27 protein-coding genes and 1 pseudogene are annotated in these 24394 nt (G+C 71.4%); 14 read left to right on the top strand and 14 right to left on the bottom strand.

Translation table 11 applies throughout. From position 1 onward, the window contains the following. Nucleotides 1-120: 120 nt before the first annotated feature. Nucleotides 121-642: a MarR family winged helix-turn-helix transcriptional regulator gene (locus LIX60_RS11220; RefSeq protein WP_227958307.1), complete on the top strand. Its 522-nt coding sequence runs from the start codon at nucleotides 121-123 to the stop codon at nucleotides 640-642. A 146-nt stretch (nucleotides 643-788) separates the two neighbouring features. Then, nucleotides 789-1226, top strand: a pseudogene (locus tag LIX60_RS11225) (sigma factor-like helix-turn-helix DNA-binding protein); the annotation flags it as partial. A gap of 577 nt (nucleotides 1227-1803) precedes the next feature. Here the strand turns inward: LIX60_RS11225 and LIX60_RS11235 are convergent. Further along, on the bottom strand, nucleotides 1804-2967 hold the full coding sequence (locus tag LIX60_RS11235) for a cystathionine gamma-synthase (protein ID WP_227958308.1): 1164 nt from the start codon (nucleotides 2965-2967) through the stop codon (nucleotides 1804-1806). A gap of 165 nt (nucleotides 2968-3132) precedes the next feature. On the opposite strand from LIX60_RS11235, the gene LIX60_RS11240 reads away from it, so the two are divergent. The 3 genes from LIX60_RS11240 to msrA all read left to right on the top strand — a co-directional run bounded on the left by LIX60_RS11240 (nucleotide 3133) and on the right by msrA (nucleotide 6366). Continuing rightward, on the top strand, nucleotides 3133-4239 hold the full coding sequence (locus LIX60_RS11240) for a hypothetical protein (RefSeq protein ID WP_227962714.1): 1107 nt from the start codon (nucleotides 3133-3135) through the stop codon (nucleotides 4237-4239). A gap of 131 nt (nucleotides 4240-4370) precedes the next feature. Next, on the top strand, nucleotides 4371-5480 hold the full coding sequence (locus LIX60_RS11245) for a hypothetical protein (protein ID WP_227958309.1): 1110 nt from the start codon (nucleotides 4371-4373) through the stop codon (nucleotides 5478-5480). A 217-nt stretch (nucleotides 5481-5697) separates the two neighbouring features. Next, nucleotides 5698-6366: a peptide-methionine (S)-S-oxide reductase MsrA gene (gene msrA / locus LIX60_RS11250; protein ID WP_227958310.1), complete on the top strand. Its 669-nt coding sequence runs from the start codon at nucleotides 5698-5700 to the stop codon at nucleotides 6364-6366. A gap of 105 nt (nucleotides 6367-6471) precedes the next feature. Here msrA and LIX60_RS11255 read toward each other — a convergent pair whose 3' ends face one another. Then, nucleotides 6472-7140 carry a hypothetical protein gene (locus tag LIX60_RS11255; protein WP_227962715.1) on the bottom strand — a complete coding sequence of 223 codons (669 nt, stop codon included), beginning with the start codon at nucleotides 7138-7140 and terminating at the stop codon, nucleotides 6472-6474. Between the two features lie 405 nt (nucleotides 7141-7545). Here LIX60_RS11255 and LIX60_RS11260 point away from each other — a divergent pair, with 405 nt between their 5' ends. Then, nucleotides 7546-7962 carry a hypothetical protein gene (locus LIX60_RS11260; protein ID WP_227958311.1) on the top strand — a complete coding sequence of 139 codons (417 nt, stop codon included), beginning with the start codon at nucleotides 7546-7548 and terminating at the stop codon, nucleotides 7960-7962. 33 nt (nucleotides 7963-7995) lie between these two features. On the opposite strand, the gene LIX60_RS11265 is transcribed toward LIX60_RS11260, so the two are convergent. Then, nucleotides 7996-8466, bottom strand: a complete 471-nt coding sequence (locus tag LIX60_RS11265; protein WP_227962716.1) for an NUDIX domain-containing protein — start codon at nucleotides 8464-8466, stop codon at nucleotides 7996-7998. A 118-nt stretch (nucleotides 8467-8584) separates the two neighbouring features. Here LIX60_RS11265 and LIX60_RS11270 point away from each other — a divergent pair, with 118 nt between their 5' ends. The 4 genes from LIX60_RS11270 to LIX60_RS11285 all read left to right on the top strand — a co-directional run bounded on the left by LIX60_RS11270 (nucleotide 8585) and on the right by LIX60_RS11285 (nucleotide 10562). Next, entirely contained in the window at nucleotides 8585-8809 is a 225-nt protein-coding gene (locus LIX60_RS11270; RefSeq protein WP_227958312.1) for a hypothetical protein, read from the top strand. Beyond that, entirely contained in the window at nucleotides 8806-9051 is a 246-nt protein-coding gene (locus LIX60_RS11275; protein WP_227958313.1) for a hypothetical protein, read from the top strand. Before LIX60_RS11270 ends, LIX60_RS11275 begins: the two co-directional genes overlap by 4 nt. A gap of 174 nt (nucleotides 9052-9225) precedes the next feature. Next, nucleotides 9226-9603, top strand: coding sequence for a hypothetical protein (locus tag LIX60_RS11280; protein ID WP_227958314.1), 378 nt, complete (start codon nucleotides 9226-9228; stop codon nucleotides 9601-9603). 212 nt (nucleotides 9604-9815) lie between these two features. After that, nucleotides 9816-10562, top strand: a complete 747-nt coding sequence (locus LIX60_RS11285) for a hypothetical protein (protein WP_227958315.1) — start codon at nucleotides 9816-9818, stop codon at nucleotides 10560-10562. Between the two features lie 159 nt (nucleotides 10563-10721). Here the strand turns inward: LIX60_RS11285 and LIX60_RS11290 are convergent, their stop codons facing one another. After that, entirely contained in the window at nucleotides 10722-11357 is a 636-nt protein-coding gene (locus LIX60_RS11290; protein ID WP_227958316.1) for a dihydrofolate reductase family protein, read from the bottom strand. A 210-nt stretch (nucleotides 11358-11567) separates the two neighbouring features. Continuing rightward, the gene (locus LIX60_RS11295; RefSeq protein WP_227958317.1) at nucleotides 11568-12233 is read right to left on the bottom strand and encodes a lytic polysaccharide monooxygenase; all 666 of its coding nucleotides are present in this window, start codon (nucleotides 12231-12233) and stop codon (nucleotides 11568-11570) included. A gap of 393 nt (nucleotides 12234-12626) precedes the next feature. Here LIX60_RS11295 and LIX60_RS11300 point away from each other — a divergent pair, with 393 nt between their 5' ends. Next, a complete protein-coding gene (locus LIX60_RS11300) occupies nucleotides 12627-12914 on the top strand; it encodes a hypothetical protein (RefSeq protein ID WP_043465383.1) in 288 nt (95 codons plus the stop codon). Between the two features lie 388 nt (nucleotides 12915-13302). Here LIX60_RS11300 and LIX60_RS11305 read toward each other — a convergent pair whose 3' ends face one another. The 4 genes from LIX60_RS11305 to LIX60_RS11320 form a co-directional block, all read right to left on the bottom strand. Then, nucleotides 13303-13677, bottom strand: coding sequence for a hypothetical protein (locus LIX60_RS11305; protein WP_227958318.1), 375 nt, complete (start codon nucleotides 13675-13677; stop codon nucleotides 13303-13305). Nucleotides 13678-13936: 259 nt separating this feature from the next. Next, nucleotides 13937-14374, bottom strand: coding sequence for a roadblock/LC7 domain-containing protein (locus LIX60_RS11310; RefSeq protein WP_227958319.1), 438 nt, complete (start codon nucleotides 14372-14374; stop codon nucleotides 13937-13939). 37 nt (nucleotides 14375-14411) lie between these two features. Then, complete coding sequence (locus tag LIX60_RS11315; protein ID WP_227958320.1) at nucleotides 14412-15191, bottom strand: transcriptional regulator; 780 nt, start codon at nucleotides 15189-15191, stop codon at nucleotides 14412-14414. Then, on the bottom strand, nucleotides 15188-15676 hold the full coding sequence (locus LIX60_RS11320) for a hypothetical protein (protein WP_227958321.1): 489 nt from the start codon (nucleotides 15674-15676) through the stop codon (nucleotides 15188-15190). The genes LIX60_RS11315 and LIX60_RS11320 overlap by 4 nt, the downstream gene beginning before the upstream one ends. A gap of 715 nt (nucleotides 15677-16391) precedes the next feature. Between LIX60_RS11320 and LIX60_RS11325 the strand changes: the two genes are divergently transcribed. After that, nucleotides 16392-16631 (top strand): hypothetical protein, encoded by a 240-nt coding sequence (locus LIX60_RS11325; protein WP_227958322.1) that lies wholly within the window; start codon nucleotides 16392-16394, stop codon nucleotides 16629-16631. Between the two features lie 692 nt (nucleotides 16632-17323). Here LIX60_RS11325 and LIX60_RS11330 read toward each other — a convergent pair. Both LIX60_RS11330 and LIX60_RS11335 read right to left on the bottom strand, forming a co-directional pair. Continuing rightward, a complete protein-coding gene (locus tag LIX60_RS11330) occupies nucleotides 17324-17662 on the bottom strand; it encodes a DUF1330 domain-containing protein (RefSeq protein ID WP_227958323.1) in 339 nt (112 codons plus the stop codon). Between the two features lie 138 nt (nucleotides 17663-17800). After that, nucleotides 17801-18193 carry a nuclear transport factor 2 family protein gene (locus LIX60_RS11335; protein ID WP_227958324.1) on the bottom strand — a complete coding sequence of 131 codons (393 nt, stop codon included), beginning with the start codon at nucleotides 18191-18193 and terminating at the stop codon, nucleotides 17801-17803. A gap of 404 nt (nucleotides 18194-18597) precedes the next feature. Between LIX60_RS11335 and LIX60_RS11340 the strand changes: the two genes are divergently transcribed. Next, nucleotides 18598-19581 carry a hypothetical protein gene (locus tag LIX60_RS11340; protein WP_227958325.1) on the top strand — a complete coding sequence of 328 codons (984 nt, stop codon included), beginning with the start codon at nucleotides 18598-18600 and terminating at the stop codon, nucleotides 19579-19581. Nucleotides 19582-19732: 151 nt separating this feature from the next. Next, complete coding sequence (locus LIX60_RS11345) at nucleotides 19733-20125, top strand: hypothetical protein (RefSeq protein WP_227958326.1); 393 nt, start codon at nucleotides 19733-19735, stop codon at nucleotides 20123-20125. Nucleotides 20126-20254: 129 nt separating this feature from the next. Here the strand turns inward: LIX60_RS11345 and LIX60_RS11350 are convergent, their stop codons facing one another. The 3 genes from LIX60_RS11350 to LIX60_RS11360 all read right to left on the bottom strand — a co-directional run bounded on the left by LIX60_RS11350 (nucleotide 20255) and on the right by LIX60_RS11360 (nucleotide 24090). Next, nucleotides 20255-20944 carry an ABC transporter ATP-binding protein gene (locus LIX60_RS11350; RefSeq protein WP_227958327.1) on the bottom strand — a complete coding sequence of 230 codons (690 nt, stop codon included), beginning with the start codon at nucleotides 20942-20944 and terminating at the stop codon, nucleotides 20255-20257. Between the two features lie 187 nt (nucleotides 20945-21131). After that, entirely contained in the window at nucleotides 21132-22592 is a 1461-nt protein-coding gene (locus LIX60_RS11355) for an ABC transporter permease (protein WP_227958328.1), read from the bottom strand. Between the two features lie 217 nt (nucleotides 22593-22809). Then, the gene (locus tag LIX60_RS11360; protein WP_227958329.1) at nucleotides 22810-24090 is read right to left on the bottom strand and encodes an Ig-like domain-containing protein; all 1281 of its coding nucleotides are present in this window, start codon (nucleotides 24088-24090) and stop codon (nucleotides 22810-22812) included. Between the last annotated feature and the right edge of the window lie 304 nt (nucleotides 24091-24394).

Below are 24394 nucleotides of genomic sequence, written 5' to 3' on the forward strand. Positions count from 1 at the left end.
CGTCCCACGGATCGCCCGGCGGGCCCCGTACCGCCGGTTCGCCCGGCGCCCGTACGGCATCCGGCCCGGCCGCGTAACCTGTGGCCATCCCATCGCCCCTTCACGAAGTGAGCCCAGGCCATGCCCCCCACTCCGGATGTGACGACTCCCCTCGACCGCGGCCTTCTCGACGACCTCCAGCACCAGGTCGCGGTCTTCGCCCGGCGCGCGGAGCAGACCCGGCTCGGCGGCGTCGGGCAGGTGCGGAACTCGATGGACCGCGCCGCCTACCTCCTGCTCAACCGGCTCGACCGGGAGGGCCCCATGGGGGTCAAGGCCCTCGCCGCCGGCATGGGCATCGACTCCTCGACCGTCACGCGGCAGGTCGCGCCGCTCGTGGACACCGGCCTGGTCAAACGGGCCTCGCACCCCGAGGACGGCCGTGCCGTCGTCCTCGAACTCTCCCCGCGCGGCCAGGCCCGGCTCGACGAGGTGCGCTCCTCCCGCCGGCAGCTGATGGCGCTGCTCACCGAGGACTGGACGGAGGAGGAGCGCACGCTCTTCTGCGGACTGCTCACCCGCTTCAACACCGCGCTGTCCGGTCGCCACCACACGGTCGCGCCCGCGTCTCCGCAGGATGTGCCCGAGGTTCCGTCCTCCTGACCCACGCGGCACCCTCCCCGCGGCCCGCCCCGCCCCGGGCGGGTGCCCCGTCCGGAACCCTCCCGGACCCCTGCCCCGGGGGCACCTTCCCGCCGGCCTCTTGACCGGCCACCCCGGCTGCCGTCCCATGGAGGACGGGAGGCGCTGTGCGAGAGCGGTGGCTGGAGCAGGACCGCCGCCGGGCCCGGGAGTTCGACGCGTTCGTCGCGGGCGCGGCCGGCCGGCTGCTGCACACCGCGACGCTCCTCACCGGCGACCGGGCCGCCGCCGAGCGGCTGCTGACCGCCGCCCTGGCCCGCACCTACGCCGGGTGGGACCGGCTGCGCGGCGACGACCCGTACGACCTGGCCCGCCAGGAGCTCGCCGCCCGCTACGCGAACACCGCCTGGCGCCGGCGCCGCCCGCACGGCGGGGTCCTCGACGGGCTGACCGCGCAGGAGCGGCTGATCGTCGTCCTGCGTCTGCACGAGGGGGTGCCCGAGGAACAGACCGCGGCGCAACTGGGCCTGCCCGCCGACCGGGTGCGCGCGATCTGCCTGCGCTCGGTCTCCCTGCTGCGCTCGTCGTCACGCACGGCCCGGAGAGGCGGGCCGGAGAGAACGGAACGGGCCGCGGACGAACCGGTGGACGGCGGCGCGCCGGGCCGGGCGGCTCCCCGCACCGGGACCGGTGACGCGGGCAGTGACGCGGGCGCGCGGCGCCGCACCGGCGGCCCGGGCGGACGCCCCGCACGCCCGCGCCCGTCCGCGTCCGGGGAGACCCGGGAGAGCCGGGAGAGCTGGGAAAAGGGGAAGAGCGGGGAGAACGGGCCATGAGCCTCCCCGAGCTCCCCGACCTCTCCGGCATACCGGACCACAAGGAGGAGATGGTCCGGCGGATGCTCGACGGTCCGCATCCGCCGGTCCCCCCGGACCTGGGCGCGCGGGCCGCGGCCCGCGGGAAGCGCGCGGTGGCCCGCCGCCGGATGCTGCGCGTGCTGCTGCTCGTCCTCGCGGGTGCGGCGGTCGGCGCCCTCCTGCTCTGGGCGGTCGCCACCCAGCCCTGGTCACCGCCGGAGAGCACCACCCCGCCGGTCGGGGGCCTCACGCCCCGGCACACGCCCCGGCGCGTGTGCCGGGGCGCACGCCCGGCGCATGAACCGGCGCGCGGGCGTCCGAGGGCTCAGCCCAGGGCCCGCGCCAGGTCCGCCAGCAGGTCGTCCGCCGCCTCGATACCGACGGACAGCCGTACGAGATCGGACGGCACCTCCAGCGCGGAGCCCGCCGCCGAGGCATGCGTCATCCGGCCCGGGTGCTCGATCAGCGATTCGACTCCGCCCAGCGACTCGCCGAGGGTGAAGAGCCGCGCCCGGTCGCAGACGTCCACGGCCGCCTGCTCGCCGCCCGCCACCCGGAACGACACCATGCCGCCGAAGCCCCGCATCTGCTTGGCGGCGGTCTCGTGGCCGGGGTGGTCCGGCAGGCCCGGGTAGAGCACCCGCGTCACCTTGGGGTGCGCGGTCAGCATCTCGGCGACGCGCTCGGCGTTGGCGGTGTGCCGGTCCATGCGGACGGCGAGGGTCTTGATCCCGCGCAGCACCAGCCAGGCGTCGAACGGTCCGGCGATGGCCCCCATCGCGTTCTGGTGGAACGCCAGTTCCTCGCCCAGCGCGTCGTCGTTCACCACCAGGGCGCCGCCGACGACGTCCGAGTGCCCGCCCATGTACTTGGTCGTCGAGTGGACGACGACGTCCGCGCCCAGGGCCAGCGGCTGCTGCAGATACGGGCTGGCGAACGTGTTGTCGACGACCAGCCGGGCGCCCGCGCCGTGCGCGACCTCGGCGACGGCGGCGATGTCCGTGATACCGAGCAGCGGGTTGGACGGGGTCTCCACCCAGACCACCTTGGTCCGGGGGGTGAGCGCCGCCCGCACGGCCGCCGGGTCGGACGAGTCGGCGACGGACCATTCGACGCCCCAGCGCTCGACCACCTTGGCGAACAGCCGGAAGGTGCCGCCGTAGGCGTCGTTCGGGATGACCACGTGGTCCCCGGGCCCGAGGAGCGTACGGAGCAGGCAGTCCTCGGCGGCCAGGCCGGACGCGAAGGCCAGCCCCCGGCGGCCCCCCTCCAGCGCCGCGAGGTTCTCCTCCAGCGCGGTGCGCGTCGGGTTGGCCGAACGGCTGTACTCGTAACCGCCGCGCAGCCCGCCCACGCCGTCCTGCTTGTACGTGGAGACCTGGTAGATCGGCGGCACCACGGCACCGGTGGCCGCGTCGGCCTCCTGTCCCGCGTGGATGGCAAGGGTCTCGAAGCTCGTGGCTCCGTGCTGCTGGTGCTGGTCGCTCATGGGCCCGAGAGTAGTACCCGGGGAGGCCGCGCCCGGAACTTGAGCGCACCGCCCGCGAGTAGAGAGAGTGGGGGGCGCGACACTGGGAGCGTGCCCCGCCGCCCGGACCGCGCGGGCCGCGCCCGACCCGCCACCGTGACCGCACAGGACACCGACAGGACCTCCATGGACATGCTCTTCCTGCTTCTCGCCCTGACCATGATCGGCGCTGTCCTGGTCGTCTTCCTGCGGCGCATGCGCGCCGGTGCGCAGGCCGTGGGGGGCTTCAGCGCCGCCACCGACCCGCAGCGCTACGGCTTCGCCCCGGTGGACCAGCTCGACGTACGGCTGCCGGGCCCCGACGAGGAACTGACCGGGGCGCTGGACGAACTGGCGCGCACCCAGGACTGGCGCCCCGCCCAGCGGCTCCTCGCCGCCACCGCGGACCACGAGCTGCGCTGGCAGCGCGTGCAGAGCCTGGCCGGTGCGGCCTCCCACGAACTGGCGGAGCGGCCCGGAGAGGGCGGCCGCTGGCTGCGGACCTGGCGGGTCGAGGCGCCGAAGGACGCCGGGGCCGCCGTGGTGCACGCCGAGTTCCTGGTGCACCAGGCCCGGCAGACGGCGGCCGTCTCCGGCGCCGGCTCGGACGAGCACCGGATCATCCTGGAGGAGGCGCGCTCCGTGTGCGCCGACGCCGCACTGCTGGCGCCCGGCGACCCCACCCCGTACATCGTCGAACTGGCGGTCGCCCGCGGTCTCGGCTACCGGCAGGCCGACTTCGAGGAGCTGTGGAGCACCGTCACCGCGCGTGCCCCGCACCACATGGGCGCACATCTGGCCGCGCTGCACTACTGGTGCGAGAAGTGGCACGGCTCGAAGGAGCTCGCGGACGCCTTCGCCCACCGCGCGGCGGCCGCGGCCCCCGAGCGGAGCCTGCTGCCCGCGCTGCCGCTGTTCGCGGTCTTCGAACATCTGCCCGAGGTCAACACCGTCAGAAGCCTCTACCGCAGCGACGTCGTCACCAAGGCGGTCGAGGGCGCCCTCTACGCCGTCCGCGGCGCACCCGCCGACCACCCGGTGATGCCGCACGTCCGGCATCTGCTGGTGTGGTTCCTGGTCCGCGCGGAGCGCTGGGCGGACGCGATGGAACAGCTGGCGCAGGTGGACGGCCACGTGGGCGCGGTCCCGTGGTCGTACGGCGCGAACCCGGCGGCGGAGTACGCGGCCCACCGCGCCATGGCCGTCGCGGGCTGGGAGTCCTCGGGCGGTACCCCGGCGACGATGCCGCACTGAGCGCGGCCGGGCCCACGGCGTCCCGGTCGGGGCGGCACCCCGGGAAGGCGAGGATCGGCGCAGCCCTATGATGCTGCCTGCCGGAAGGCGAAAATCCGTTCGCCCCGGGTGGCCCCGGGGGGAACACGTCCATGGATACCGCGCGGATCATCACCTTCGTCGTGGTCGGCCTGATCGTCGCCGCCTGGCTGAGACGGACCAGAGACGAGGACGGTCTCAACCTCGCCGCGAGCGGTACCGGCGCCCCGATGTCGCCACGGGCCGCCGAGCTCGGGCTACTGCCCGCCGAGCAGCAGGACACCGAGCGCCCCGGACCGCGCCCGGAGCTGACCCCCGTGCTCGCCGCCGCGGCGGAAGGCGACTGGCAGCCGGCCGCCGCCCTCCTCGCCGGCACCGGCACGGACTGGGAGCGGCGCCTGATGTACACGGGCGAGCTGGCGCAAGCAGCGGTCCGCGACGACACCTGGCTCAGGGCGTGGCGGACAGCACGGCCGGACGACCCCGGAGCCGCCCTCGTCCAGGCGGACACCACCACGAAACTGGCCTGGGAGGTCCGCGGGGCCCATGTGGCACAGCACACGACCGCCCAGCAGTTCGAGGGTTTCCACGATCTGCTGATGCGGTCCCGCGAGCAGATCGCGCACGCGGCCGCACTCGCCCCCGAAGACCCGTCCCCGCACGTGGTGGAACTCTGGACGGCTCTGGGCCTCGGCTACTCGCACGGCCACCTGCGCTCCCTGTGGTCCCTGATCACCGAGCGCGCCCCCCACCACTACGCCGCCCACTACGCCGCCCTGCAGTACTGGTGCGCGAAATGGCGTGGATCCGAGGACCTGGCGCGCGAGTTCGCGGCCCGCGCCGCCGCCTCGGCGCCCAGGGGCAGCCTGCTGACGCTGCTGCCGCTGATCTGGTGGTACGAGCACAAGGACGACGACGCGCGCAGCGGGGACTACCGGACCGCCGCTCTGATCGCGCAGGTGGACACCGCGCTGGAGGATGTCGCGGCAGCACCGGCGGACCACCCCCGTCTCCCGGAGGCCCGGCACCTGCTGGCCTGGTTCCTGGTGAAGCAGAAGCGCCACACCGCCGCCCTGGAACAGTTCCTCCTGGTGGACGGCTACGTGGACGCCCTGCCCTGGCGCTACCACCTCCATCCGCAGGCGGTCTACTGCGCGGCCCGGGAGATCGCGGTACGCGGGACCCGCAAGGAGACCCTCAAGGCGCGCCGTCCCCAGAGCTGACGCGCAGGGGCGACCCGCCCTGGCGTGGCCTGGCCTGCCCTGCCCGAGCCGCGCCGCAGCCCGGCCGGAAGACCGCGAAGAAGCGGGATCCGCCGCGCGCTCTCCACACGGGCACCTGCGGCGGGAGGTCCCGCAGTTCCTCTCCTCCGGATGCGGAATCCCCGACCCGTCCCGTACGTTCTCCGGAGCGGACACCACAGCCGAGGAGCGCCCGCCCATGTTCTGGAACCGCACACCGCAACTGCCCACCCCCGAGCAGGCCCTCGAAGGCCGCCCGGAGCCGGGGTACACGGTCCCCGACCGCCACACGGTGCTCGGCAACCCCCTGCTCGGCCCGTACCCGGAGGGTCTGGAGATCGCGGACTTCGGCCTCGGCTGCTTCTGGGGCGCCGAACGCAAGTTCTGGCAGACCCCGGGCGTCTGGACGACCCTCGCCGGCTACCAGGGCGGCCACACGCGCAACCCCGCGTACGAAGAGGTGTGCAGCGGCCTGACCGGCCACACCGAGGCGGTCCGTGTCGTCCACGACCCGGAGGCCGTCTCCTACGAGGCCCTGCTCAAGCTCTTCTGGGAGTCGCACGACCCCACCCAGGGCTTCCGCCAGGGCAATGACGTCGGCACCCAGTACCGCTCGGCGATCTACACCCACTCCCCCGCCCAGCAGGCGGCCGCGGAGTCCTCGCGCGACGCGTACCAGGCCGTCCTGACCGCCCGCGGCTACGGCGCGATCACCACGGAGATCCTCCCGGCCGACACCCGCCCCTTCTACCCGGCGGAGCCGTACCACCAGCAGTACCTCGACAAGAACCCGAACGGCTACTGCGGCATCGGCGGCACGGGCGTCTCCTGCCCGATCGGCGTGGCGCCGGCTCCCACTGAGGAATGACAGGCCGCCAGGAACCTTGGTCGTACGCCAAGGTTCCTGGAACGAACTCACACGCTGCAGCAACGCGGTTGCGGCCAACGTGGCTATGCGTACTGGGCCCCGGGCTCAGTCCCCGATCGACTCCGGACTTACGAAGACGGCAAGGTAGCGAAACTCGCCCCCAAGCCCGTCCAGAACGGAGTACGGCGCCCAGTCGAGGGTGTATGCGCCCCGCAGCGTGCACGTGTTCGGCTCGTAATCGCCATCAGCCCACAACAGCGTCCCTGCGAGTTCACGTCCCTGGTGGATCCTGAAGGCGTGATCCCGAGTACGTCGGCGGCCGGGGTTGGGCGGAGTCCACAAAGACGCCTCGTTGGTCAGCATGAAGGCGATACCGTTCTGACCGGATCGGCGGCAGAAGCGCTCCAGCCTGACTACGTCTCGAACGAAGTGCAGGCGAGCAAGGTCGGTGGCGGCATGCGCCTTCAAGGCGTACCCCTCGGCTGGAGAACCAGCCTTTCCTGTCCAACTTCGGGTGAAGTACTTGAACTCGATCACGGTACGGGTCTCGGGCCCGATACACAGTAGATCAAGGTACTCGGTTCTGTCGGACAGTCGCTGTGGCACCTCGAGCCTGGAGTGCACCTCCGGCGCCAGGTCCCAGAGCACCCGAGCAAAACTGTGCTGAAGGTCGGCTTCGGAGTGGAAGACCGGCCTCTGTTGGCGCATCTGCGCAATGACCTCACGGAGTGAGATCTGTCCGGCAATGGTCTCGGAGCCGTCCATCGATGCCATGGTCACGGCGCCATTCAAGTGGTCCCTTGACGGACACTCAAGCCATGGCGTCGTCTTCGGGTTCTTTTGGGTCCGCATGAGGATCTGGCAAGACAAGCGCGGCTGTCAGTCCGTGGCACTAACGTGGGGCGAACAGCACCAAAGCCACTGGGGGAAGCATGACGCTCCAGAGACGCCGTGGACATGGCAGCGCAGCCTCGCCGGGACGGGCGTCAAGCTAAGGGACCCTTCGGAAACCAACTGGGGCCGCTCCTGCCCGACGGGGATCGCGCCTACGGAGGAGTGATCCGCCGCACCTGGGCCCGCGGCCGACCGTCCACCCCCGCCAGTCGCGCTGGGCCCGATTTTCGGTCGAAGTCGCAGTTCATAACATTCCGTGCCCCTGCGCTCACTACGATCCGTAGCATGGCGACTTCGGGGGTAAGAGGCAAGAAGCTCGGTGGACTGGGCCAGTGGTGGGGAGTCCTGGCCGGTGCCTTGTTGATCGCCGCCTGGATCAACAAGGCGGCCGGACCGGTGGTGATCGTTCTGCTCTCCTCCGGGGTCTTGCTCTGGTGCTTCTTCCAGGCACCGGTGACATGCCAGGCTGAGGTACGAGGACGTACAGACGGCTGCCGCAACAACGCGTCTGGTCTCCTCTTGGGCTGCCACATTCGGCAACACCGTTGGCAGAAGCTGAAGATGCTCGTCGTCCGACGCCAAGTGCGCGCATTCTGCTCAGGGTTGTTTTCCGACGGCAAGGCCACCGTCGTCACACTGGCCGGACTCGGCAGCTTTGCCTCTGGCCTCGCCGCGTTCATCCCTGGACTCGCCGACAAATGAGCGTTGGCTGCCCCCGAGATGCTGTCCCGAGGATCACCCCAGGTACGGCCTCTCCCGGTGCTCCAGGAAGTGCCGGACGCGGAGCTGCTGCGTGTGGTGCATCGGGAGAGCGTCGATCTCGTCGGGGCTGATGAACCGAAGCTCCGTGGACTCGTCCGAGATGGCCAGCTCTCCGCCAACGATGTGCGCGGTGAAGCACACGTTGAACTGCCTCCGCACCTCCCCGTCCGTGTATGCGATCACGTGGCGGGGATCGGTGTAAGTGCCCACCAGCCCCGTGATTTCCACGTCAAGGCCGGTCTCCTCCTTCACCTCCCGGACCGCCGCGCCCGGTAGAGAGTCGGCCATCTCCATGCCGCCGCCCGGAAGTGCCCACAGATCGTTGTCGCGGCGACGCTGGAGCAGGATGCGCCCCTGGTCGTCGGTCACCACGGCCGAAGCGGCAACAACAAGGCTGTTGGGCTGGGGTGCGTCTGGGTCGTCGTAGTACTCGGTACGCGACAGAGGTCAGTCCTCCTGTACGGGCTTCGCCGTCTTCCAAACCGCGTCGAAGCTCTGGGCGTAGGTGAATGGGTTTTGGAGGAGGTTTCCACGTCCTGGTCACCGGCCTGATCCTCCCTGCATGAGCGACAAGGGAGCCCCAGAAGTAGGCACGCTGACGCTGGATGTCAAGAGCGGCCGCGTCGGGCGGGTGATGGATCACTTGGGGTCGCGGGTGCAACTACGGCCGCCAAGCGGCGGGATCGAATGGGACGCGCGCCCGGAGGACTTGCGCCCGATCGACACCTCGGGACTCCTGGCCGCTCGGGTGGCTGAGCGCAACGCCAACAGTGGAGGCAGGCTGTGACCCGCGCGATCTTCCGCCACATCAGGTGGACGATGGCACGGGAGACCGCCCGTGAAGCACCCGAGATGGTGCACGAGCTGGAGTGCACGACGTGCCACGCGGAGTCCAGCCCTGCTGATGACTTCGAGACCGTCCGCGACTGGGCCTTTGCCCACACGAGCGGCAACCCGGCGCACCGCGGATATCGCGAGACCGTGACGCGCTTCTGGCGCATGACGCCGACGGACGGTGAGTGCCCGTGAGACAGCGAATACTCAGCGTCCTGATCACCGCCTTCTGGACGGCGGCCGTGGTGCCGCTCGCCGTGATCAGCACTCCTGGCAACGGCTGACCAAGACATGTGAGACCGGACCACCCCCTCGCCTGGACAGCATCCGGGGTGGTCCGGCTCGGAGCCCTCACGGACCCCGGTGCCGATGATTCTGGAGCCGCTGTCATGCCCGTGGCCGGCGGGCGGGGTGGCCCAGGTGTTCAACGACAGTTCCTGCGAGAGAAGTTTTGTGCAGCACGATCCGATGGGCCCGGACTTCAGCAGTGAAGGTCTGGACCCGGACGGCTGGGTGTGGGCGCACGGTGTGGACTACGTGGCCGGCTGGCGGAGTGCCACCGATGCAGGGGCAGAACTGATAGCCGCCCTGGCTGAGACCGGCATTAACACATCCGAGATCGAGTCGCGGCCGGACACAGCATCTGACGGCCCCGGTGTCATCCGGCTGGCGCTTCCGGTAGAGGCGGCACGCGCGTTTGCGGCCGTCGCGCGCAACGGAACATCGAGTTGGCACCAAGCAGGTTGACGGGCCAGCAAGTCATTGACGTATGGGAGGCTACGGCCTGGCGTCAACTGCGGGCACGCGTATCTGCCGACATCAGCGTGCAGCGCGCTCAGGGGCCATAGCGCGTTCGGGATGGTTCGCGACATGTATCACTGGAAAAGATCCCTGGGAAAAGGGTCTGCGATGTGAGGGGGGACATGCCTAGTCCTAGTCCTGGGTCTGGTTTTTCAAGCATGGCGCGTACTGTCATTCGCAGCCTCGATCTCTACGTAACCCTGATCGCGGCGGTTATATTTGGCATTCTGGGCCTAATAGGGAAAGTCTCACAGGAGGTGGTTACTTCCGGGATCCTAGCGGTGCTTGCCCTTGTGGGATTTTCGCTTTTGAGGATGCGCTCACAGGATGAAAGAATCAGCAAGTCACTGGCTGAAATCAGCGCCAGACCGAGCGCCGATCGCTTCTTCTCCGAAGTTGACGACAGGGATGAGATCAGGGAAATTATCTCGTCATCACGAGAGGTATGGCTTCACGGCTGGACGCTCGGCATACACCTTATTTCGTACGCAGACGAAATAAGAAGAGCTGTCGCCAGGGGGCTACATATCAAAATTCTTGTAATTGAGCCGAATAGTCCAGCCATGAGCATCGCGGCCAGCGAGGCGGAGAACCACAGCGCCGCCGAACTTAGCTCCAACTTGCAAGCCAACCTTACAAGACTGGTTGCGCCGATCGCTGGAGCGGTGTCCGGAAGATTGGAGATCAGGACTCTCAGTCATGTTCCCCATAACACGGTGATCGCCTCCGACCCTTCGACGGAGAAAGGGAAGATCACCATGCGAATAGCAACCTTCCATGCTGATCATTGGCAGCGACCAACCTTTTCCGTCACTCCGCAGAATGACCCTGGATGGTACGAATTCTTCAAGGCTCAGTTTGATAAGAAGTGGGAATCGGCGACCCCCTATGCATCGCTTCCGTAAGGCAAAAATCCTGTTTCCAAGGCTCGATAGGTTAACTCGGCAACAGCTGATCTTTGCATCGGCCTCTCGCTGCTCCTGCCTCCGCCCGCAGCCGGAGTCGGAGCCGGCCGTTCGTGCGCCCCGTCCGCCTCACGAGCCGTCCTCGTTCCACCGGTATGGTCAACCCGCGCCGGGTCCGGATCGCCGCACGAAGCGGTACTTCAGGTGGGTGGCTAGAGGCGTGTGGACCACCCCGAGGGGCTCCAGGTCCCGCCGCTCGGTGCCTAGTCCTTCGAAGAGCCGCAGGCCGTCCCCCAGGAGCACGGGCACCACATGCAGGTGCAGCTCGTCGATGAGCCCCTCCCGGAGGTACTGCCGTACCGTGTTCGCGCCGCCCGCGATGTCGACGTTCCTGTCCCCGGCGGCGGCCCTCGCCCGGTCGAGGGCGCTGTGGATGCCGTCGGTGACGAAGGTGAAGGTGGTGCCGCCCTCCTTGACCAGGGCCGGGCGAGGGCGGTGGGTGAGCACGAAGACCGGCGCGCGGAACGGCGGGTTGCCACCCCAGAACTCCTCGCCCGTGTCGTACATCATCCGGCCCATGACCACGGCCCCGGTGGCCTCGAACCACTCGCGCATCAGCTCGGAGTCGCGGTTCTCCTCCCCGCCGGTCATGCCCTGGCGCTCCCGCCAGCTCGCCAGGTTGTGGATCCACTCGAACAGGGGCTCGCCGCCGTCGCCGCCCGGATTGTCGAGGGTGACGTCGGTGCCGGCCATGAAGCCGTCGAGGGAGACGGCCAGATCCGCGGTTACGGTCACGATGGGGTGCTCCTGGGGTCGTGGAACGTCATGCCTTCGCCCCTGCGTCGATCGGGAAGCGGCGTTTTCGACATCCTCGCGACACGCGACCGTCCCCGCCTGCCGGAGGCTGACGGGAACCGACTGGAACCTGCGGAAACCTGCGCGAACGGCGGGGCCCCGCCGGACGGTGCGTGCGTCCGGCGGGGCCCCTGGCTCAGCGGACCGGTGTCAGCGGAAGTTCACGTCACTGCAGATGTAGTACGACTGGTCGGCGTGCGAGGCCTGCCAGATCGTGTAGACGACGTGGTGGCCGCTGCGGCCCGAGGTACGGATGTCGACCGGCATGGTCCCGCTGGGCGCGATCCTGCCCGTTTCCGCCACCAGTTCGAGATCGTCCCAGCCCAGCCGCTGCGTGGCCGGGTCGAAGCCCTGCTTGGTGACGTAGACCCGGATGTAGTCCGCGCCGTGGTGGGCCTGGTCCGTGAGCGTCACCGTGAAGGCGGCGCCGACGTCCGTGGTCTTCCACGGCCCGGGGGTGTCCATCGAGGCGTAGCGGCCGTCCCCGGTCAGGCCGGCGCTGCACAGCTGCCCGTCCGGGATGGCCGCCCGGTGGTTGCCGCCCACGTTCTCCCGGTACAGCCCGTTCCAGTTCCACATCGCGTTGGTGTCGTCCTGCCACGCCTGCCAGCACATGGGGTCCTGCTGGGCCATGGCCGGGTTCTGGAAGTCGCTGCCCCAGCGTTCCCAGCAGCCGTAGTTGCGGGACGCCGGGTCGGTGACCGAGCCGTGGGCGACGGCGGTGCCCGACCAGGGGATCAGACAGAGCAGCGCCGCGGACAGGAGGGTGAGGACGCGAAGCGGCCAAGACAGTTTTGCGCGTTCATGCCAATGCACTGGCAATCTCCGCCTTCCGGCGTGGGCTTCGGAGTTGGGAGCGCTCCCACACCTACCCGTCCGTGTGAAACCTGAAACGCTTCACACGGACGGGACGGACACGGTGACGAGCGGCGGAGGCCCCGGGGACCACGCCTCGTCACTTACCCGGCACGCGCACCCGTCCCGACACCCGCGTCGCTCACGATCGCGGAGACCAGGTCCGGGGAAGACCGCGGCCCCGCCCCGGAATCTCCACCCCCCTTGATTCCATTGCGGCCACCCGTGTCACGCCCCCGTGGTCGACCTCGCGGCCCAGGCCGCCGGCCGGTGTCACGCGCCACGTGCGTCCCCTCGGTCACAGAGTGCCGCCGCTGGGGAGCGGCGGCGCGGTGGGTGGGCCATGCTGGTGAGATGACTCAGGTGCGCGCCGAGATTCTGGTGAATGGCACATGGCTTCCGGTGTATTCCATCCACTCCGCCCCCCACCTGGAACACGAGCCCACCGTTCTCGAACCCGTTTCGGCCGACGAAACCATGGTCGATCTCGTCCTCCGGCCCCGGCTGGAGAAGTGCCTGCAATGGCAGCGGCCGGTCTGGGTGACGTGCACGGACGGCACCACGGTCTTCTACGCGGCCGGGGCGGCGGGACCCTTCCGCATCGCCCCCGTCCGTCCCGGGCCCGCCACCGGCTGGCGCTAGGAACCACCCCGGGGCCGGGCCGCGGCCCGGGAGACGGAGACCGGGGCGGTTCTGTCAGCACGACGCCGCCGGTGTTCTCGCGGCTGGTGATCCCGTCTCGCGGCCGCGTGATCCCGCCATCCCTTCGGCGCTCCCCGCCCCGGACGAACACGAGTCCGGGACGAACACGAGCCCGGAAGATCCGCCGTCGGCGTACCGGCGACCACGCGTTCGAGCCGAGACCCCGCCCCGCCGCGGGGAGCCGGAAGGCGGCCCTTCCGGCCCCCCGCGCGAGCGGGCGGACGGGGTCTCCGGCGGCACATCCGCGCCCCGTCCGGGACGCGCCGTACTCCCGGGACCCCGTGCGGGCGCCGTGCGGACCCCGTGAAGCTGCGGACCCGGCGGCCCGTCAGACCTCCAGGCCCGCCTCGATCTGCTTGAGCTGGTGGCGGGCCATCGCCAGGTTGGAGCGGCCGCGGTCCAGGGCCAGGTAGAGGAAGAGGCCGCTCTTGCCGCGGCCCTTCATCAGCCGGATCAGGTGGTACTGGGTGCCCAGCGTGATGAGGATGTCCTCGATCTCGTCCTTCAGCCCCAGGTGCTCCATGGTGCGCACCTTGGCCCGCACCACGTCGGTGTTGCCCGCCGCGGCCACGCCCAGATCGAGGTCCTTGCCGCCACCGAGGGTTCCGAGCGCCATGCCGCTGTTGAAGTCGACGAGCGCGACGCCGACGGCGCCCTCGATCGACGTCATCGTTTCCTTGAGGGCGGTTTCCGTGTTGCTCATATCCGTTCCTTCTTCCTTTCCCTGATGGGTGTTCTGTTCTGTGGGGGTCTTTCCGCCGGGGCGGACGGACCGGGTGGACGGGCGGCACCGCACGCCCCCGCGTCCGTACGCCCCCGCCTCCGTGCACCGGCGGACGAGGCACGCTCCGTACCGAGCCAGCGCCCGTACGCGCGCCCCCGCGCGCCCCCGCGGGCAGCCGTACTCCGGCCACCCGTGACCGGGCGCAGGCAGAGCCGGGCAGCCCGCCCGGGCCCGCCGTTCAGCCGCCCTGCTCCGGCCGTTCGAGTGCGCCGTCGACCATCTCCCCGATGCGCGCCCCGGACCGCCGCGCCTCCAGATGGAGCCGGCCCACGTTGGTGCGCGGCCCGGCCAGGACGGTGACGACGGTCGCCGTTCCGGCCGCGTAGGTCGCGACGTAGCCCCGGTCGCCCCTGGCCAGCAGTTCGCGGAAGCTTCCGCGGCCGGTGGCGTCCGTCAGCCGCAGGGCGACCCCGAGGGCGGCCGCGGTCAGTGCGGCGACTCCCTCGGCGCCCTCTCCCGCACCGTCCTGGGCCAGGACGAGCCCGTCGGCGCTGGCCGCCAGTGCTCCGGTCACCCCGGGCACGCGGGCTCGCAACCGGCCGAGTTCCTCCAGGATTTCGGGTTCCGCTTTCATCAGCTGCCTCCTCTCGGCGCGCTGTCGGAGTGCTCGCCTCATGACACCGCTGAGGGGGCCTCATGGGTGGACGGGGAATTCACATGGCCTCCAGTGCGGCACGGAGCCGGCGCAGCAGTTCGACGTCCGGGTCGTCGGAGATGTCCGCGACCCAAGCGGGCAGGGCGGGCGGGGGCTGCGCTTCGCCCGGGCGGGGCGTCTCGATGTGCCCCGCCGCCGCGAGCCTCCGTATGTCCAGCAGGGCGTGGAAGGCCGGGCGTCCCAGCAGCCGGGCGATCTCCGCGGCGGTGCGCACCCCGTCCGCGAGGTCCAGTACGGCCCGCTGCCTGCGGGTGACCGCCGGCGCCCGTATCAGGGCGCGCCGCACCACCGGGGCGGTGTCGACCTGCGGATGCGGCCACACCGCCTCCAGCAGTGCCCTGCGCCGCCGGGTCTCCCGTTCGACGGCCTCGACGCGCACCGGCCGTACGGGGCCGAGCCAGTGCGCGGCGCCGTGGCGGAAGCGGACCGGGCCGCGGCCCGGGGCCAGCGCGAAGTAGGCCGCGTCGAACAGCGCGCCGAGATGGCAGATCTCCAGTTCGCCGCCGGCCAGCCGCCCGCTCTCCACCAGGAAGCGGCCGACCTCCCGGCGGGCACCGGCCTGCGCGATCGCCTCCCGCCAGCCCTCGGCGGGCAGCCTCCCGCCGGCGGCCAGCAGGATGTCCAGGCCCGGGGCCGCCGGGCTCTCCGCGTGCACGATCCGCCCGTCGACCAGGTAGAGCGTGCCGGACTCCCCGAACAGCGCCCCGGTGGCCCGCCGCGCGGCCATGCGGACCAGGAGCGGCGAGAGCGCCGGCCGTACCGCCGTTCCCGTTCTCATATCAGGGCCAGCCGTTCGACCAGATCGCGCAGCCGCAGCCGGGCCAGGGCCAGGTTTCCGTCGTCCCGGCCGAGCCACAGGTAGACGAAGACGCTGCTGTCCAGGGTGTTCTCGACGAAGCGCAGCAGGTGGTAGCCGGTACGGGTGGTGAGCAGAACGTCCTCCACGGGGACATCCGCGTCCCTTCCGCCGGGCACCCGCGCCGAGGGCTCCGCGAGGAGCACCTGCTCTCCGTCGCCCCTGTGTTCCGGCCCGTCCCCCGCCCCGGCGCCGCCGGCCCCGTTCTCCTCGGCCGAGCCGAACGCGGTGTGCTCGGCGGCCAGCCGGGCGATCTCGGCCATCTCGGCCGCGGTGACCTCGTGGTCGCCGTTGGGGGCGTCTCCCGCCGTGCCCAGGGCGAGCCCGCTCGTCCACTCGATCACGGCGGCACCCCGCGCGCCGGGCAGCACCATGGCTTCCATCAGGCACTCATCGATTCCGGACACGCCGGTGTCCTCCCCATCCCAAGCGTGCTGAGGCGGGCGTCACCCCGCTCCAGTGACCAGGAGGTTACGCAACGTGCCCCACTCGCACGGGAATTCGGGCATTCTCCTGCGGCATATCCGGACGGTCGCATAGGGTGACGGCGCCCTCGCTGCGTGTCCGCTCGCGATGCGTGGGGTCAGGCGCCTGCCGCGCCGGCATCACCCCAGGTCGGACGGGCCGGGAGCCGCGGAGGCGTGGGCGGCCGGACCGCCCCGCTCCGAGGCGCTGTGCCGGGCCCTCCGCACCTCCGGCCCGTCACGCCACCGCACCGCCGCGCCTCCGCGCCCGCCGGCCCCACCGGGGGTCGCGCACCGTGGACGGCCGCGAACAGCGGGTATACGGAAAGCGAAGAAAGTGGAGCCGGAGCCCATGACTGTGTTAGCCCTTGTCCACGAGATCCGGCCGAAGGAAGCGGTGCAGCGTGAGCGGTACGTCGATGATCGTCCTGGGGATCGGCTTCTGCATTGCCCTCTACCTCCTGTTCATGACCCCGAAGGGCGACGACGGGAGGCGGGACTCCTGAGAGAGCCCGCCACGGGCCCGGGGCGGCGCCGCGCACACGCCCGGCCCCGGCCCCGGCCTCCGTACGCCACTGCGCGGCCACCGGAACCCGGGCATCGGCACCGGAACCCGGACATCGGCATCGGTGTCAGTGCCCGGACCTACGCTCCCGGCATGGACTCACAGGACCCGCAGCACATCGGAGCCCTCTTCGGCGCGATGATCCTCGGCGTGGAGCTTTCCGAGGAGCCCGCCCCGGCGGACTCTCCGCTCGGCCGCGCGCAGGCGTTCCTCGCCGAGCACGGACCGGACGCCCTCACGGACGAGGTCTTCACCGCGCTGCGTGACGGCCGCCCCCTGCCCTCCGGCGCGATACCGGCGGACGGATGCGAGGGCGGAACCCCGCCGCGCTGATCACTCCGTACGGGTACGGGGCAGGCGCGGTACGGACAACCCGGGGGGGCGGCGGCCGGCGGCCACGCCCACCGGCTTCTCCCCGGAGGCGGCCGTTCCGGCGCCGCGGCCGGTCCGCCCGGCCCGCCCTCCGGAAGTGCCCCCCGGCCACCCGGGTGGGCAGCTCTCCTCAAGCCCCCGCTCCGCGCCCGCCGCCGCACGGTGACCGGCATCCGGAACGGCGGCGCTGCGGGCCGCGCCCCCGTAAAGGGACGGAGGCGCCACGGCCTGTGGGGGACCGTGGCGCCTCCGCGTCTTCTCACCGGCCGGGCCGGAACTCCGTTCTCTGGCCGCGGAGTTCAGGTCGGCGCCATCGGTCCGGCCGGGGGTCCGCACGGCCGGGGCCGGCGCAAAGGGCTCGCATCGAACTCTCCTGGGGCGACACCATGGGAGCGCTCCCACGGTAAGGGCGGCCACCCCGGAATGCCAGACTCCTCGGCCGGTTGTTACACGGGGGCATCCGCGCGTCGCGGACCCGTGGCAGGCGCCGACGGGCGCCCGCGGCGCCCCCACGGCACGGCCCGGCGGGAACATCCCCCGGAACCGTCCAGCAACACCCGGCTCAACGGCGCCTGATGTCCCGGGCATCCAGGAGCCGACGGACACCCCGTCGACTCCGGCGCGGGCGGAGGAGCCCGCTCGGCCGGACCCGCTCAGAGCGACCGGCGCAGCACCTCGCCCTTCCGGGCCGGGTCGTAGTCCGGCCCGACCCCCTCGATCAGGAAGGCGTCGCCGTCGACGTGCCGGGTGCGCAGCGGCAGGATCTCCTGGTAGGCGGGCGAGTCGTACCAGGCCCGGGCTTCGTCCTTCCCCGGGAACTCGATGACGACCAGCTCCGCCCCGCACTCGCCTTCCAGTGCCTCGACCGGCCCTCCGTGGACGAGGAACCGGCCGGAGTACGGATCGAGTGTGGCCTGGATCCGCTCCACGTAGTCGATGACGTCGGGGTGCGGACGGACGCGGGTGAAGTGGCCGATGGCGTAGGCGGGCATGGTCTCTCCTCGAAAGAGCGGCTGTCGCGGATCGCCGCACGGGCCGGCGCGGACCGGCACGGGCGGTTGCGGGCGGGCGGGCACGGGCGGTTGCGGGCGGGGGCGCGGGGCGGAGCCGCACCGGGTGGTGACGGCGGCTCAGGCAGTGGCGTCCGGGGTGCAGGCGGCCGCCACGGCCAGGCTGTCCTCGTAGACGTGATGCCGGGTGATCAGGCCGTCCTCGACGGTCAGACGCAGGGCGAAGGGGCTCCTGAAGGTCTTGCCGGTGGCGGCGACCCTCCCGCCGAGTTCTCCCGTGACCACGGCCTCGGCGCCGTCGACGACGATCGCGCCGACCGTCGCCCACCCCTCCCCGCTCACGGTGTGCGCGGCCAGATCGGCCCAGTGCCCGGCGACATCGGCACGGGCCGGGCGCGGCTTGATCCAGGGGACCGCCGGGTTCTCGGCCACCATCCAGTCGACCTCCTCCGCGTAGAGGGCCGCGATGCGGTCCGGATCGCGCTCCGTCACGCGCCGCAGGAACTCCCGCACGGCCTGCCGGGTGGCCGCCTCCCCGGTCTCCTCCCTCGTCTCCCCCCCTCTTCTCCTCCCGGGTCTCCTCCCCGAAGCTGCCGACGGGGCCGGAGCCCCCGGACACCGTCCTGCCCCCGGACGCGCCGGAGGGGTTCAACATGCCGGTCATGGCGGGCCTTTCACTGGTCGTACGGGATGCCGTCCTCCCGTGCACGATCCTGCCGCCGGGCCCCGGCGGGGTCGATTACCTCCCGGGTCATGCGCGGACGCCGGCGGAGAAGCGAACGGAGGAGCGGAAAGAAGAAACGTCCATGCGACATACCACCCACTTGGCTCAACGAGAGGCGTCCGGAGGGTTACCCGATCATCCGTAGGGGCGTTGTCGCGTCATGGAGCCGCGGCAGTGGTGGGAACGGAACACGGTGTTGGCAGAAGCGTTCTGTCGGAGTGACGAACAGGTGCGCTCGGCGCAGGCGACTCTGGACGAGGCCCAGGTGCACAGGTCGCGCCTGCTGGCGGCGTTCGCGGTCACGGTCGGCAGCGATGGTGCGGTGGCCGGCGTGCTGGGGCTGAACGAACGCGAAGTGCGCGTCGCGCGGCGGACGGTGGGCAAGGAGGACGCCCGCGGGGTGGCGGACCAGCTGCTGGCCGCCGCGGCGGTGGCGCCGGAGGACGGACAGGCGGAGGCGCTGACGGCACCGGAGACCGCCACCGCACACCCCGTGGGGACGGCCGGAATCCCGGGAGCCGCCGGGACGGCCGGGGTACCCGGGGCGGCGCACGAGGTGGGCGGGACGGTGCACGAGCCGTACGCGGATCCGATGGCGTACCAGTACTACGCCCCCGCCCAACCCCCCACGCAGTACCCGCAGAGCCAGCACCAGCAGCACACCTACTACCAGCACTACCAGCAACACCAGACACCGGCCCCGCAGCAGACCCAGCACCAGCACCAGCACCAGCCGCCGCCTGTCCCGCAGCAACCCCAGCCGCAGGCGCAGGCACACCCCCAGCAGCAGCTCCGCGAACCGCGCTGGTCCGGTGCCATGGACGCGCTGCTCGTCGGCAGTTGGCAGACCGGGGTCGATCTCCAGGTCCTGGCCGCCGAGTTCGGTCTCGATCTGGCCCGGCTGATCTCCCGGGCCCAGCAGTTGTCGGCCGAGGGACGGCTCTCACCGCCCTGGGCGGGCAGCGGCCCGGGCGGGGAGCCGCGGTCCGGACGGCACCGCCGCAGCAGCACCGACATCGACGACACCTACGACGCCTACGACTTCTACGACTCCTACGGCCACCCCGTCCACCCGGGCGGCTGGGAGGTCCCGTCCACCGTGCCCGACGACATGCTCGCCGGAGTGGGCCGGCAGAGCGGTCTGCCGCAGTACACGTACAGCACCACCGTGCCGTAGCGGCGGCACGGCGCCGTACGGCAGGCGGCGCGCCCTTCCCGTCCGCGATCAGCCCCCGCCCGGATGCCCGGCGGGGGCTGATCGAATTGACGTACCGGCCGGCCGGGTGTGCCCTGGAAGAGCGGGGGCAGCGGGAGAGAGGAGCCGCGCCATGCAGACCCAGGCGGAGCGCCGCGGCACAGCGGCACACGCCCGGCCCCGCGGGCGGAACATCTGGCGGACACCCGTCGTGACCAGCGTCGTCTTCGGCTTCTACGCCGGCTTCCTCGACCAGGAGGGCGGTGCCTCGCTCGGGAGAGCCTGGCTGCTCGGCATCCTGGCGGGCGTCGCGCTGCTGGCGCTGTGGCTGGCCATCCACAGCGTGCGCACGAAGATGATCCGCGAGGTGCGGTCAGTGGCCTACGGGGCTCTGGCGGGGAGCGCCATCGGCTTCCTGGTCGGGCTGAGCGGGGCCGCCGTGCTGAAGGCCTCGGCCATCGGGTTCTTCGTCGGCCTCGGGATGATGATCGCGGTGAACTACCGGCTCTACGGCAGAGTCCGCTGAGACCTGACTCTCCCCACCCCCTCCCCCTCTCCGCCGCCCGCCCCGCCGCGCCGGCCGCGGTCCGGCGGCCCGGGCGCCGGTGCCGTTCGCAGGCGCTCGCCGCCGCCGTACGGAGAGCCCGGGCGGAGCTCAGGAAGCCGGGACCGCCTGCTCCGCGACCGTCAGCCTCCCCGCCTCGATGGTGGCGAGACGGGGAGCACGGCGGGCGACGGCGCTGTCGTGGGTGACCATCACGAAGGTCAGGGAGTGCTCCTTCCAGAGCCCTTCCAGCAGGTCGACGATGTCGTCCCGGGTCCCCTCGTCGAGGTTGCCGGTCGGCTCGTCGGCGAGCAGCACCCTGGGCCGCTTGACCAGAGCGCGCGCGATCGCCACCCGCTGCTGCTGGCCGCCCGACAGTTCGCCCGGCAGATGGCCGAGCCGCTCCCCCAGCCCCACGGAGCCGAGGGCCTCGGCCGCCCGCTGCCGCCGCTCCGCCGCTTTCACCCGCAGCGGGACGAGAGCGGTCTCGACGTTCTCCTGCGCGGTGAGCGTGGGGATCAGATTGAAGCTCTGGAAGACGAAGCCGATCTTCTCGGCCCGTACGGCGGTGAGCCGGGCCTCGCTCAGCCGGGCGAGGTCCACGCCGTCGAGTTCGACGCTGCCCGTGGTCGGGCGGTCGAGGCCGCCGAGCATCTGGAGCAGGGTGGACTTGCCGCCGCCGGTGGGGCCCTGGATGACGAGCCGGTCGCCGTCGTCGATGGAGAGATCGACACCGGCGAGGGCGTCGATGGTCTCCTTGCCCCGGGTGTAGCGCTTGGTGACACCTGTCAGCTGGTACATGTCGCTCCTGGGTGGATGGCGGGGACCGCGCGGTGCCGCGCGGGCCGGGGGGGAAGGCGTGGCCTCCGCGTACGGCTGTACGAGCCGGGCCGTCGGGGACGGGACCGGGGCCGCGCGCGGAGGGCCGAGACGGGCCGGGCCGGGACAGAACGGGTGGGGAGGGCCGGGACGGGCCGGGGGCCGCCGGTCAGGCGACGCGGCTGAGGGCGGCGGCCGGACGCAGCCGGGCGGCGCGCCAGCCGCCGAAGGCTCCGGCGACGAGTCCGCCGGCGACCGCGAGGCCGACCGCGAGGCCGATGGTGCCGAGGGCGACGGGGGCGGTCAGCGCGATGTCGATGCTCTGCGCCGCGGCCGCTCCGCCACCGCCGCCCGGTCCGCCGGCGGGCCCCGCGCCCATCCGGCCGCCGCCGGACAGCCCGGCCCCGCGCGCGAGTTCGGCGGTGAGGCCGGGGCTGAGCGCGGTGATGAGGTAGGCGCCGCCGAGGCCGAGGGCGATGCCGAGGGCTCCGCCGAGCAGTCCGTTGACCAGGGCCTCGCCGACGACCTGCCGGGTCACGCGTCCGCTCTTCCAGCCCAGGGCCTTGAGGGTGCCGAACTCCCGTACCCGGCGGCTGACGGCCGAGGAGGTCAGCAGCCCGGCCACCAGGAAGGCGGCGGCCAGGACGACGACGGACAGCCACTTCCCGACGCTCGACGCGAGGTCGGCGGCGGTGCTGAGGGAGCCGGAGACGGTGGCGGCGAGATCCTCGGAGGTGGTGACGGTAGTCCCGGTCACGTTCTTCTGGATGGCGGACTTGACCGCGCCGATGGCCTGCGAGTCCTCGGCCCGCACATAGACCGTGGTGATCTCGTCCTTGGAGTCGGACAGGGTCTGGGCCCGCTGGAGCGGGATGTAGACATCGGCGGCGGCGGAGCCGCTGTCGGCGGTCGCGATGCCGACGATCTCGAACTCCGTGCCCTTGACGGAGATCTCGTCGCCGACCGCGAGGTCCTCCCGCTGGGCGTAGGCGTTGTCGACGACGGCGACCTCGGCGTCGGTCTCGCCGCTCTCGAAGGTGCGGCCGTCGGTGAGGGCGGAGGAGGTCAGCGGTCCGAGAGCGGGCTCGGTGACGTCCGTGCCGTAGACGGTGAAGGACTCGATGCCGAAGTCGGCGCCCCCGCCGCGGATCTCGCCGCCGCCCCGGCCGCTGTCGCCGCCGTCTCCGGCGCCGGGGCCGGGCGCCGCGCCGATCTCGCCGCGCTCGAAGCTGCCGCTGATCTTCAGGTTCACCAGGCTGAGGCCGCCGACGGCGTCGGCGACGCCCTCCTGCCCGGCCACCTTCCCCACGGTGCTCGCGTCGAGCGTCTCGAAGCCCTGCACCATCAGCCGGTCGTCGCTCTGCTCCTCGCCCTCCTCGCCGGCGTCAAAGCGGAAGCGGGGGCGCTGCGGGGCCTCGCCCTCCTCGGGCTGCTCCTGCGCCTTGGTGACGGTCATGTCGGTGCCGAGTCCGTACAGGGACTCCAGGACCTGGCCCTGGGCCTGTTTCATCCCCGCGGAGACGGAGGTGACGACGATGACGAGGGCGATGCCCAGGGCGAGACCGGAGGCGACGACGAGCGCCGCCTTTCTGCGGCGGCGCAGCTCGCGCCGGAGGTAGGTGAGGAACATGCGGGCGACGGTAGGCAGCCGCGGTGAGGGACGGCTGAGGCCCCGATGAGAGCGGGGTGAGAAACAGCACCGGCCGGCGGGACGGTGGAGGGTGGCGGACGGACGCCGGGCGGTGGCCGACGGTCCTGTCGGCCCCCGCCCGGCGGTGGTGCGTCGCACGCCGCGCGCGGCGTGTGCGGGCCCGGATCACTCCGGTGCGGGATCGCTCCGGTGCGGGTCAGACCGCGCTACCGGCGACCCACTCGTTCCAGTCCATGTTCCAGCCGTTGAGGCCGTTGTCCGGGGAGATCTCCTTGTCGGGGGAGTTCTTCACGGTCACGACATCGCCTATGAGCGACTGGTTGTAGAACCAGGCGCCGTCCTGGCCGGGGTCGTCCGCGCCCTTGACGTCGTTCAGACCGACGCAGCCGTGGCTGGTGTTGGCCTGGCCGAAGATGGAGTCGGCGCCCCAGTAGTTGCCGTGGATGAAGGTGCCGGAGGTGGAGAGCCGCATGGCGTGCGGCACGTCCTTGATGTCGTACTCACCCTTGCCGTCGTCGTCCGTGAACCCGACGGTGGCACCGTTCATCCGGGTCTCCTTGAACTTCTCGGAGATCACCATCTGACCGTTGTACGTCGGGTTCTCGGAGCTGCCCGCGGAGATCTTGAAGTTCTTGATCTCCTTGCCGTCCCGCACCACCGACATGGTCTTGCTCTTGACGTCGACGGTGGAGACCTGACTGCGGCCGATCTTGAAGCTGAACGACTTGTCCTGGACGCCCTTCACTCCCGGCGATCCCTCGACACCGTCGAGGCCGAGCTTGACGGTCACCGTGGAGCCGGCTTTCCAGTACTCCTTGGGCCGGAAGTCGAGCCGCTGGGTGCCGAACCAGTGTCCGACGACCTCCTGGCCGCTGGTGGTGTTGACCTCGATCGCCGACTGCACGGCCTTCTTGTTCTGGATGCTCTTGTCGAAGTTGATCGACACGGGCATCCCGACACCCACGGTGGAGTCGGCCTCGGGGGTGTAGTAGCCCAGGAAGCTGTTGTCCGGCGAGACGGTGGTGAAGGTGGAGTGCTCGGTGGCCTTGCGGCCCTCCGAGTCCTCGGCGGTGGCGGTGATCTTGTACTTGGTCGAACGCTCCAGCGAACCGTCCGGCTTCCAGCTCTTGCCGTCGCCGGACAGGCTCCCGGGGATCTCCGCGCCGGAGGCGACAGCCGTCATCGACACCGCGGAGAGCTTGCCCTTGGTGACGGTGACCCGGACGTCGTTGTTGATGCCCGCGTTGTCCGTGCCGTTCTTGGGGCTGATCTTTATTCGTGCGTCCGAGGCGTCCTTGGCAGCCGCCCGGTCGACCTGCGACTGCTTTCCGCTGTCACCGCTGTCCCCGCCCTTGCCGTCGGAGTCAGCGCTGCCGCCACCCCCGCAGGCGGTGAGCGTCAGTACGCCGCTGAGCAGCGCGGCGGCGGCGACGACCGCTTTCCGCCGCTTACCTGTCGTCATCACACGCTTCTCCATTGCTACTGTCCCCGGGTCGCGGGCCGGAAGCCGCAAGCGAGTCTTCCGGCCAGTGCTCAGTAAGAACACCCGGACCCGTCGACCCGTTCCACGGGTCTCGGAAGTGTGGCGCACGCCACGTGCGTACCCGATCCGGACACGGCCCTCCGAAGAGTGACCGGTTGTCCCGCGCCGTTCCTCACCCCTTCGTGTCTCCAGACGCCTGCCGTGTGGGGCGCCTGCCCGCGTCCGCGGGTTTCCATCCCTGACCGGACGGCTTGCTTCCGCGGTTCCCGGCCCCGTGCGCCCGGCCCCGCGGCGGCCG

The organism is Streptomyces sp. S07_1.15, assembly GCF_020739505.1.
GTDB classification, from domain to species: domain Bacteria; phylum Actinomycetota; class Actinomycetes; order Streptomycetales; family Streptomycetaceae; genus Streptomyces; species Streptomyces xinghaiensis.